Annotated in this window: 5 protein-coding genes; all 5 read left to right on the forward strand. The window is 68.5% G+C overall.

The window, feature by feature from the left end; all coding sequences use genetic code 11:
* A partial coding sequence (locus tag U9979_RS10065; RefSeq protein ID WP_322779155.1) for a SufD family Fe-S cluster assembly protein occupies window positions 1–563 on the forward strand: 563 nt, incomplete at its 5' end.
* Complete coding sequence (gene sufD, locus U9979_RS10070) at window positions 563–1807, forward strand: Fe-S cluster assembly protein SufD (protein ID WP_322779156.1); 1245 nt, start codon at window positions 563–565, stop codon at window positions 1805–1807. The genes U9979_RS10065 and sufD, both read left to right, overlap by 1 nt.
* The gene (locus tag U9979_RS10075; RefSeq protein WP_322749670.1) at window positions 1807–2124 is read left to right on the forward strand and encodes a non-heme iron oxygenase ferredoxin subunit; all 318 of its coding nucleotides are present in this window, start codon (window positions 1807–1809) and stop codon (window positions 2122–2124) included. Before sufD ends, U9979_RS10075 begins: the two co-directional genes overlap by 1 nt.
* A gap of 78 nt (window positions 2125–2202) precedes the next feature.
* Entirely contained in the window at window positions 2203–2982 is a 780-nt protein-coding gene (gene sufC / locus U9979_RS10080) for a Fe-S cluster assembly ATPase SufC (protein WP_322779157.1), read from the forward strand.
* A 2-nt stretch (window positions 2983–2984) separates the two neighbouring features.
* Window positions 2985–4006 (forward strand): aminotransferase class V-fold PLP-dependent enzyme (locus U9979_RS10085; protein WP_416219865.1); only part of this gene is annotated, 1022 nt, incomplete at its 3' end.

Genomic DNA, 4006 nt, shown 5'->3' on the forward strand with positions numbered 1-4006 from the left:
AGGCCGGCGGCACCATGGAGTGGATCGACGGCAACATCGGTTCCAAGGTGACGATGAAGTACCCGGCGGTGTGGCTGCTCGGCGAGCACGCCAAGGGCGAGGTGCTCTCGATCGCGTTCGCCGGTTCCGGCCAGCATCAGGACGCCGGCGCGAAGATGGTGCACGCCGCACCGCGGACGTCGTCCACCATCGTGTCCAAGTCGGTGGCCCGTGGCGGTGGCCGGACGTCCTACCGGGGTCTGGTCCAGATCCAGGAGGGCGCGCACAACTCACGGGCGACGGTGAAGTGTGACGCCCTGCTGGTCGACACGATCAGCCGCTCCGACACCTATCCCTATGTGGACGTCCGGGAGGACGACGCCTCAATCGGGCATGAGGCCACCGTGTCCAAGGTCGGGGAGGACCAGCTCTTCTACCTGATGAGCCGCGGGCTTTCCGAGGACGAGGCCATGGCCATGGTTGTGCGCGGATTCGTGGAACCGATCGCCCGGGAACTGCCGATGGAGTATGCCCTCGAGCTCAACCGGCTGATCGAGCTGCAGATGGAAGGTGCGGTCGGCTGATGGTGACCGCTCCCATCCACAACGGTTCGCGTGACGGTTCAGCCGAGGAATCATCCACCAGCACGGCCGCGGCCGTGCTGGTGGCCGGGTCCTCGACCGGGTCACCGGTCGGGTCGAAGGCAGGGGTGTCGGCGGGTCGGCCCGACGGGCGACCGCGTCCGGTGCGCTCCCGCGACCCGCAGGCGCATCCGCTGCCGACCGGTCGCGAGGAGGAGTGGCGGTTCACCCCGCTGCGCCGACTGGGCGGCCTGCTCGCCGGCCCGGACGCCGACGCCACCTTTGCCGTGAATGTCGAGGCACCCGAGCCTGTCACGGTCGAACATGTCGGCGTCGACGATGCCCGGGTCGGGCGGGTGTTGACTCCGGCCGACCGCGTGTCGGCGTTCGCGATGACCCGGGCCGAGCATGCCGTCGTGGTCACTGTGCCCGCCGAGGCGACTCCCGACACCCCGGTGATCGTCCGGTTGCACGGTTCCGGCGGCATCGCCTACGCCCATCTGGTGGTCGAGGTCGGGGCGTTCGCCTCGGTCACGGTGGTGCTCGACCACACCGGGCAGGCTATCTTCGCGGGTAACGTGGAACTGTCGATTGGTGACAGCGCGTCACTGACCTTCGTCTCGCTGCAGGACTGGGACGCGGGTGCGGTGCACGTCGCCGCGCACGCGGCCAGGGTCGGCCGCGACGCCCGGTTCCGTTCGTTCACGGTGACTCTCGGTGGCGATCTCGTCCGGTTGTCGCCCACCGTCACCTATGCCGGGCCTGGCGGGGACGCCGAGCTCTACGGGCTGTTCTTCACCGACGCCGGTCAGCACCAGGAGCACCGCCTACTCGTCGATCACGGCCCGCGGTCGTGTCGTAGTCGGGTCGCGTACAAGGGCGCGCTTCAGGGCGCCGGCGCGCACGCGGTGTGGATCGGCGACGTAGTGATCGGAGCGGATGCGGTGGGTACCGACACCTACGAGCTGAACCGCAACCTGGTTCTCACCGATGGTGCGCGGGCGGACTCGGTGCCGAACCTGGAGATATCCACCGGCGAGGTCATCGGGGCCGGCCACGCCAGTGCCACCGGGCGTTTCGACGACGAGGCGCTGTTCTATCTGATGGCGCGGGGCATCCCGGCGGACGAGGCGCGGCGCCTGGTGGTCCGGGGCTTCTTCGCCGAGATCGTCGACCGGATCGAGATCGAGTCTCTCCGGGACCGGATCACCGCGGCGGTCGAGGCGGAGCTGGACGGGGTCGTCTAGTGGGCGGTTTCCAGCGCGTGTGCGCGTTGTCCGACCTGCGTGAGGAGTCCGCGCTCGGCGTCGAGGTCGACGGGGAGCCGGTATGCCTGGCGCTGGCGGGCGGGCAGGTCTTTGCCATCCGCGACGAGTGCTCCCACGCCGAGGTGCTGCTCTCCCACGGTGAGGTCGAGGACGCGAGGATCGAATGCTGGCTGCACGGCTCGCAGTTCGACCTCGCCACAGGTGAACCCATCGGGTTGCCGGCAACCGAGCCGGTGCCCGTCTATCCGGTGCAGATCGACGGTGACGACGTGCTCGTCGACGTCGGGCCGTCATAGCTGGATACGGCGACATACGGCGGCACACAGCGGCATACAGCGGTATATAGCGGCAGCGGTATATAGGAGACTGATCAAGTGTCGACCCTTGAGATCCGTAACCTCCATGTCTCGGTGGAGACCGATTCCACCGAGGGGAGGGAGATCCTGCGCGGTGTGGATCTGACGATCCGCCGCGGCGAGACCCATGCGATCATGGGGCCGAACGGCTCCGGTAAGTCGACGCTGGCGTACTCGATCGCCGGTCACCCCAAGTATACGATCACCAGTGGTTCGGTGACGTTGGACGGGGTCGACGTCCTCGCGATGAGCGTCGACGAACGCGCCCGTGCCGGTGTCTTCCTCGCCATGCAGTACCCGGTCGAGGTTCCCGGCGTGTCGGTGTCGAACTTCCTGCGCTCGTCGGTGACGGCCGTGCGCGGCGAGGCGCCGAAGCTGCGTACGTGGGTCAAGGAGGTCCGTGACGCCATGGCGGGCCTGGAGATGGACCCGGCCTTCGCCGAGCGCAGCGTCAACGAGGGCTTTTCCGGCGGTGAGAAGAAGCGGCACGAGATCCTGCAGATGGCGCTGCTCAAGCCGAAGATCGCCATTCTGGACGAGACCGACTCGGGCTTGGACGTGGACGCGCTGCGGATCGTCTCCGCCGGCATCGAGTCCGTCCGCGCGGCCGGGGAGACCGGCATTCTGCTGATCACCCACTACACCCGCATCCTGCGCTATGTGAAGCCGGAGTTCGTCCATGTGATGACCGGTGGGCGCATCGTCGACTCCGGTGGCCCCGAGCTTGCCGCGGTCCTGGAGGACGGTGGCTACGACCGGTATGTCAAGGCGAGCGAGCCGGCCGGGACGGCGGCGTGACGATGACCGGCGTGAGGGACGCGCCCGTCCCTGCAAATGATCTGAGGACCGGGGGGACGGGCGAGCCGAGGTTGGCCTATGACGTCGAGCGGATCCGCAAGGACTTCCCGATCCTGGCGCGGCGCGTTCATGACAACCGGCCGCTGGTCTACCTCGACAGCGCGGCCAGTTCGCAGAAGCCCACCCGTGTCCTCGACGCCGAGCGGGACTACTACGAGCAGCACAACGCCAACGTCCACCGCGGCATCCACGTGCTCGCCGAGGAGGCGACCGCGCTGTACGAGTCCGCCCGCGACCGGGTCGCGGCCTTCATCGGCGCACCCCGGCGGGACGAGGTCGTCTTCACGAAGAACTCCTCCGAAGCGCTGAACCTCCTCGCCTACGCGATGAGCAACGCGGCCTTCGCCGGCCCCGAGGCGGCGCGCTTCCGCCTCGGGCCGGGCGACGAGGTCGTCATCACCGAGATGGAGCACCACTCCAACCTGGTGCCCTGGCAGATGCTGTGCCGGCGGACCGGGGCCACGCTGCGCTGGATCGGTCTCACCGACGACGGCCGGCTCGACCTCACCGACCTCGATCAGGTGATCACCGAGCGGGCGAAGGTCGTCTCGTTCGTGCACCAGTCGAACATCCTCGGCACGGTCAATCCGGTGGCGACACTGGTCGCCCGCGCCCGTGCGGTGGGCGCGCTGACCGTCCTGGACGGATCACAGTCAGTGCCGCACATGCCGATCGACGTGACCGCGCTCGGGGTGGACTTCCTCGCCTTCACCGGCCACAAGATGTGCGGCCCGACCGGTATCGGCGTGCTGTGGGGCCGGGGCGAGTTGCTGGAGGTCATGCCGCCGTTCCTCGGCGGCGGCGAGATGATCGAGACGGTGACGATGGAGGCGTCGACCTATGCGGTGCCCCCGCACCGGTTCGAGGCCGGTACGCCGATGATCTCCCAGGCCGTAGGCCTCGGTGCCGCGGTCGACTACCTCACCGAGCTCGGTATGGACGCGGTCGCCGCCCATGAGCACGA

The organism is Protofrankia sp. Cas4, from assembly GCF_963555915.1.
GTDB lineage: Bacteria > Actinomycetota > Actinomycetes > Frankiales > Frankiaceae > Protofrankia.

Excerpts from the sequence above, each read along its gene's own strand:
- sufD (WP_322779156.1), top strand. The coding sequence starts at position 563 with ATGGTGACCGCTCCCATCCACAACGGTTCGCGTGACGGTTCAGCCGAG.